The organism is Pseudanabaena biceps PCC 7429, from assembly GCF_000332215.1.
GTDB lineage: Bacteria > Cyanobacteriota > Cyanobacteriia > Pseudanabaenales > Pseudanabaenaceae > Pseudanabaena > Pseudanabaena biceps.
On sequence record NZ_ALWB01000281.1, the window covers coordinates 1 to 5,850 of the forward strand.

Annotated in this window: 7 protein-coding genes; 1 reads left to right on the plus strand and 6 read right to left on the minus strand. The window is 44.8% G+C overall.

Translation table 11 applies throughout. The features are described from left to right. The first annotated feature begins 201 nt into the window (after window positions 1-201). On the plus strand, window positions 202-1,200 hold the full coding sequence (locus PSE7429_RS20705) for a formylglycine-generating enzyme family protein (protein ID WP_009629313.1): 999 nt from the start codon (window positions 202-204) through the stop codon (window positions 1,198-1,200). Here the strand turns inward: PSE7429_RS20705 and PSE7429_RS20710 are convergent. From PSE7429_RS20710 to PSE7429_RS20735, 6 genes are all read right to left on the minus strand, one after another. Beyond that, window positions 1,197-1,403 carry a hypothetical protein gene (locus tag PSE7429_RS20710; RefSeq protein ID WP_009629314.1) on the minus strand — a complete coding sequence of 69 codons (207 nt, stop codon included), beginning with the start codon at window positions 1,401-1,403 and terminating at the stop codon, window positions 1,197-1,199. The two genes, PSE7429_RS20705 and PSE7429_RS20710, sit on opposite strands and share 4 nt — an antisense overlap. A gap of 202 nt (window positions 1,404-1,605) precedes the next feature. Further along, complete coding sequence (locus PSE7429_RS20715) at window positions 1,606-1,989, minus strand: VOC family protein (RefSeq protein ID WP_009629315.1); 384 nt, start codon at window positions 1,987-1,989, stop codon at window positions 1,606-1,608. A gap of 67 nt (window positions 1,990-2,056) precedes the next feature. Beyond that, the gene (locus tag PSE7429_RS20720) at window positions 2,057-3,382 is read right to left on the minus strand and encodes an MFS transporter (protein WP_009629316.1); all 1,326 of its coding nucleotides are present in this window, start codon (window positions 3,380-3,382) and stop codon (window positions 2,057-2,059) included. 32 nt (window positions 3,383-3,414) lie between these two features. After that, the gene (locus PSE7429_RS20725) at window positions 3,415-3,918 is read right to left on the minus strand and encodes a MarR family winged helix-turn-helix transcriptional regulator (RefSeq protein WP_009629317.1); all 504 of its coding nucleotides are present in this window, start codon (window positions 3,916-3,918) and stop codon (window positions 3,415-3,417) included. A gap of 41 nt (window positions 3,919-3,959) precedes the next feature. After that, a complete protein-coding gene (locus PSE7429_RS20730; protein WP_009629318.1) occupies window positions 3,960-4,823 on the minus strand; it encodes an ABC transporter permease in 864 nt (287 codons plus the stop codon). Next, on the minus strand, window positions 4,780-5,679 hold the full coding sequence (locus PSE7429_RS20735) for an ATP-binding cassette domain-containing protein (protein ID WP_009629319.1): 900 nt from the start codon (window positions 5,677-5,679) through the stop codon (window positions 4,780-4,782). The genes PSE7429_RS20730 and PSE7429_RS20735 overlap by 44 nt, the downstream gene beginning before the upstream one ends. Window positions 5,680-5,850 lie beyond the last annotated feature (171 nt).

The following is a 5,850-nucleotide window of genomic DNA, read 5'->3' on the forward strand; positions in this document are numbered from 1 at the left end:
TTGCGAAGCAACGCTTTCAAAAATTTCCTTGGTTTGGGTTTGAGCGCAAAGCGCTGTAACTAAATTTGCTTTTTCGATTGCTCTTTGTCGTCTCTGATGGCATACTGAAATTGTATACTACGATATTAATATGTGAATACCGTAGTATATGACTGGTATATAGGCTTTTAGCTTGTAGCTTTTGGCTTTTGGTGATTGATTGTGCAAAATAAGTTTTTTATTTTTGTTTTTTCCTTTTTTCTTCTCTGCATTTTAGCGATCGCACCGTCTGCTTTTGCTAATAACTCTTGTTCTGAAGGGATGGTGTTTATTAATGGTGGGACTTTTCGGATGGGTGCGGATAGCGATCGGTTTCCTGAGGAAAGAGCTGCTGATAATGTGAGTGTGAGCAGTTTTTGCATTGATGCTCATGAAGTGACGAATGCTGAGTTTGCTAAATTTGTGAAGGAGACTGGATATAAAACTGTTGCGGAGATTCCCTTATCAAAAGAAGAGTTCCCCGATCTGCCTGACGAGCAGCGCTTAGCAGGTTCTTTAGTATTTCAACCACCTAAAGAAGATGCCCAGACGGTAGCTTTTCTTAGTTGGTGGACTTGGACTGTAGGGGCTAATTGGCAACATCCTTTTGGGAAAGATAGTTCCATAAAAAATAAAGATAATTATCCCGTCGTGCATATTTCCTATAAAGATGCGGAAGCCTATGCCAAGTGGATTGGCAAATCAATTCCCACCGAAGCACAATGGGAATATGCGGCGCGAGGAGGCTTAGATAGCGCAACCTATGCTTGGGGGGAGCAATATTCTGAGAAGAGGGCGAATACTTGGCAGGGAATTTTTCCATTTTTTAATACTAAAGCCGATGGATACAAGGGTTTAGCGCCTGTCGGATCGTTTCCTCCTAATGGTTATGGACTCTATGATATGACTGGTAATGTTTGGGAATGGACTTCTGATTTCTTCGAGGTTGGACATGATCGCATGGCACACCAACATAATCCGATCGCTAGCGATCGCCATAAAAGTTTTGACCCCAAAAAGCCTGATGAGTCGGTGTTACATGTTATTAAGGGCGGTTCCTATCTTTGCGCTCCCAATTATTGCAGTCGCTATCGTCCTGCGGCGCGTGAGTCCGAGTCTCCCGACACTGGAACTACACATATTGGGTTTCGCTTAGTCAGAAATTTGCTGAATACTATTTAAAGACTCGAAGATTTTGAGTGATTTAATTTCCATTTTAAGTAATCTTCTACCGTTGGGAAATATTGCATAACTCCATCTAACCCTTCAGGTCTCCCCTTGAGATAACCATCTAAATAAGCGGAGTCATCTTTACGTGGTAAAAGTCCCCCATCACGATCGCGTTGTCCTTCTTGATAACGAGCTTCTCTGATATTGCCGAACATAATACTCACCTGTTCCCTTTCCGATTCTTGAAAAGCTGATTAGATATAGCTTTATTGTATCTAAGACTTTCCAAAACAACAAATAGTCTTGATTGTGGAAACCATAAACAAAAGTAATTATAGCAACGTAATACCAAGTTAAGAAATGGCTACGCCATTTCTTAACTTGAAAACCCTTACTAGGTTTAGTTTTTAACTGGTGTTACGTGGAACGAATATCAGTTTTTAATTCAAGAATCTCGATTCGATTGCCCGCAGGGTCGCGCAGATAAAAGCGATCGCAGTTTGCAAGGGGTTGACGATCGGGAATAATCTCAACCTTTAGATTTTGCAAATGTTGGCGAAAAGTCTCCAGATTCTCCACTTCAAAAGCAATATGTCGCCTAGATTGGGCATTATGGATTTCAGTCTCGGTCGCAATATGCACCTGAGTATTTCCTAGTTGATACCATGCACCCACAGCTGATAGTGATGCTGGTTTGGGAATTTCGGCTAATCCTAAAGCTTGACCATAGAAAAAGAGCATCGCTGTTTCTAAATCAGGTGTAGAAGTAACTTGAATATGATCGATCGCTTTAAGCCACATATTTTTTCTCCTATGCAAATGAAGATATTGATGAGACAGGTGCTTTGTGCCTGTCTCATCAAATAAATCAAACTTCAGAAGTTTGGACTTCTGTTAACTCCGAATCGGGTTCGCGATAATCCGCCAATGCTCCGAGATTCTTGAGACTGGGAAATAGCCAAAGGGTTGCCAATACTACGGCGATCGTGCCGATACCGCCACCGACTACGGCAATGATGGGACCAAAGGCGGCGGCAGCTAATCCTGACTCAAAGCCACCTAATTCATTAGAGGCGCTAATAAAAACGCTATTTACGGCAGCTACTCTGCCGCGCAAATGTTCGGGAGTGCGGATCTGCACGAGGGTATGGCGAATGACAACGCTGATCATGTCGAGCGCTCCGCTGAAGAACAGCATCAACAAGGAAAGCCAAAACCAACGTGATAAGCCAAATATAATCGTGACGATCCCAAAGCCAACCACCGACCAGAGCATCGCTAAGCCCGATCGCTTAAATGGTGGTAAATGGGCGATCGCCACTGCCATTATCAACGAACCGATCGAAGGTGCAGCTTGGAGAAATCCTAGTTCTAAAGCGCCAACTTGGAGAATATCTTTGGCAAAAATTGGTAAGAGTGCCGTTGCACCACCTAGCAACACCGCAAAGAGGTCTAGGGAAATGGAACCGAGGATAACTTGATTGTGCCAAACAAATTTAAATCCTGCGGATAGTGCTTTGAGAGAGATTGGCTCAGAAGCATAAGTGACAGGACGTTTGGGAATAGTTGCTACAGCCACAAAACAAAGGAAAGCGGCAAGAGCCGCAAATAGATAGACTCCTGTAGCATTGCCGAGAATCGCGATCGCTAAGCCACCAAGGGCTGGTCCCACAACAGCCGCAAGATGAAAACTACTGCTATTCCATGTGGCAGCATTGGCAAACATTTCAATGGGGATGAGCTGCCAGATAAAGGCATCACTGGCGGGCTTGAGAAAGGCGCGACCGATACCAATCAAGGCGAGGAGGACATAGACCCACGCAATGGAGCCCTTCCCATAGGAAATTGCCGTAAGTCCAAGGGAGCAGAGAATCGATAGAAAAATGGCAAATAGAATCGTATTTTTGCGATCGTGGCGATCGGCGACATGCCCCGCCAACAGGGTTAACAAAATCATCGGTGTGACTTGGGCTAAACCCACACCACCTAGGGCTAGAGCAGAACCCGTGCGATCGTAAATCTCCCAACCAAGGGCAATGGTTTGCATTTGGAAGGAAGTGAAAATAAGGATACGTCCGATCGCAAAAAGCCGAAAATCGCGAATTTTTAAGGCTGCGAAGGGATCGGAAGGATGGGGGTGATTATGGTCGATTTCTGAAGATTTGGAATGGGAGTTTTGCGGATGAGGACTCATGATTTGTATGCTTATTCGTAAAGACAACCGCTTTACGGTGTAGATTTTGATTCAAAAACTTGGTAGAGAATCGCTAAACTGTCGTCGATTTTGGCGATCTGTTCTTCGCTCAAGGAGTCGAGCAGATCGGCAATATAAGAGCGGGTGAGATCTCTAGCTGCATCAAGATGATCTTTTCCTTCCGTCGTCAATTTCAAGGAAACACGACGACGTTCCGAGGGATGATCGCACCGATGGACGAAGTTACGTTGTACCAGACGTTCTGTATTTGCCGAAGCCGTGGCACAGGTTACGCCTAAATGTTCGGAAAGTTCTGCTAATGAAGCCCCAGGATTGCGATCTAAAAAAGCCAGCGTCCGAAATTGGGGAACTGATAATTCTGTTGCCTTGCGATCGCGCATATCTGCTCGGATAAATCGCATCACCAAAGGAATTGTTTCCATCACCTTCGCCGCACATTGTTTTGATAGCGTGGGGTCAAGATCTTGGACAATTGATTCTGAAGATTTTTGGCGAGTAGATTTTGGCGATCCCATTAGACGATTAACCTATTTATAGTCAAAGCCATTCTATCGTCTTATATTCCCACTTTACGATACAGGCGACCGCCCACAAAGGTCAGTACAATTAGGACTGACAGTAGGATAAATGCGTCAAATCCATAGCCATAAAGACTTGTGCCATTACTTAGCATCACGCCACGCAGGGCATCAACCTCGTAGGTAAGGGGATTGATATGGGAAATGACTTGCAGCCAAGGAGGCATGATCTCGATAGGATAAATAGCATTACTAGCAAAGAATAAAGGCATTGTCATCAGTTGCCCCATGCCATTAAAGCCTTCGCGGGATTTAACTATACAAGCGACGATAATTGAAAAAATCGAGAAGCAAGCCGCTCCGAGAAATACTATTAGTAGTACGCCGAGCATGGCGATCGCGCCAAAGTTAAGCTGTACGCCCAAAACAAAAGATAGTGTGTAAATCACAAAGACCTGTGATAAACAGCGCACACCTGAGGCTAGCCCTTTACCCAAAACGATAGAAGCGCGAGGAGTGGGGCTAACTAGAAATTTTTGGGCTAATCCTAAATCTCTTTCCCAAATGAGGGACATGCCACCGCTAAATATTGAGACAAAGAGAACGCTCTGCGCGAGGATCCCTGCCGCCATAAAGTCCAGATAGGGCAAGCCATTAGTAGGAATGCCGCGAATTCTGGTGAAAACTTGACCGAAGATTAGCAACCAGAGGACGGGCTGTACCGCACGTACGATTAAGTCCGTGGGATCGTGGCGCAATTTGCGAACTTCGAGTTCGGTAATTACTAAGGTTTTATTAAGAAATTCAGCGATCGCTTGCCAAGGGCTTCTTCTCCGCCAACGTCTTGAACCTGAAAAACTATCCCAATCTTTGAGCCGTGCGTCGATTTCGAGATGTTTCACGATAACTTCCTCCTCCAGTTGTCATTTGATTGCCCGTGTAATGGATGAATACATCATCTAAGGTGGCTCTTTCTTGATCTAGTTCTCGATCAAGATTTGCCTTGAGTTCGCTTGGAATGCCCGTCACTACGACTTTCCCCATTTGCATGATCGCCACGCGATCGCACAAACTATCCGCTTCCTCTAAGAAATGTGTGGTCAAAATAATCGTCGTTCCGTAGTTCTCGCGTAGCTGCTGTACTAAAGCCCAGACATAACTCCGCGCAAGGGGATCCAAGCCCACCGTCGGCTCATCCAGAAATAAAATTTGTGGCTGATGCAACATTGACTGAGCGACTTCTAATCGCCGAATCATCCCGCCTGAATATTGACGCACAAGCCGATGCGCCGCTTCGGTTAATCCCATAAATTCCAATACATCATTAATGCGCGATGCGCGATATTTGTGAGGAATGTCATAGAGCTTGGAAAAAATCAGCAGATTCTCATAGGCTGTGAGACTGCCATCCGCAGAGAGAGACTGCGGCACATAGCCGATCGCTCGACGAATTTCTGATGGTTGATGGGTTAAGTCCAAACCCGCGATCGTCGCACTTCCCGAACTTGGGGGCAAGAGTGTCGTCAGCATTTTGATCGTGGTACTTTTGCCCGCGCCGTTGGGACCTAGTAAGCCAAAGATTTCGCCTGCCTTGACTTGAAGATTTATGCTGTTTACCGCCCGTCTTTGCCCGAAATCCCGCGTTAGCGATCGGGTCTCGATCATCACATCGCGATCTTGATGATCTGGATTGGGATCTAGATTAGGATCTAGCGAAGGATCACTAGCGTAATCAGCATTTTCATGCAATTTAACCATAGTTAAATCTGCTCCTTAAAAGTAAAGGAATAAAATAGTTAGACAATCTAACTATTTAAACTAAATATTAGGTTATCTAACTATTGATTAAATTGCAACCCTAAAATAATCTCAGTTCGGGTTAAACTGGCAAATTTTAAAAGCCCAAAAGTAAAAGCCTTGCTACGCAAG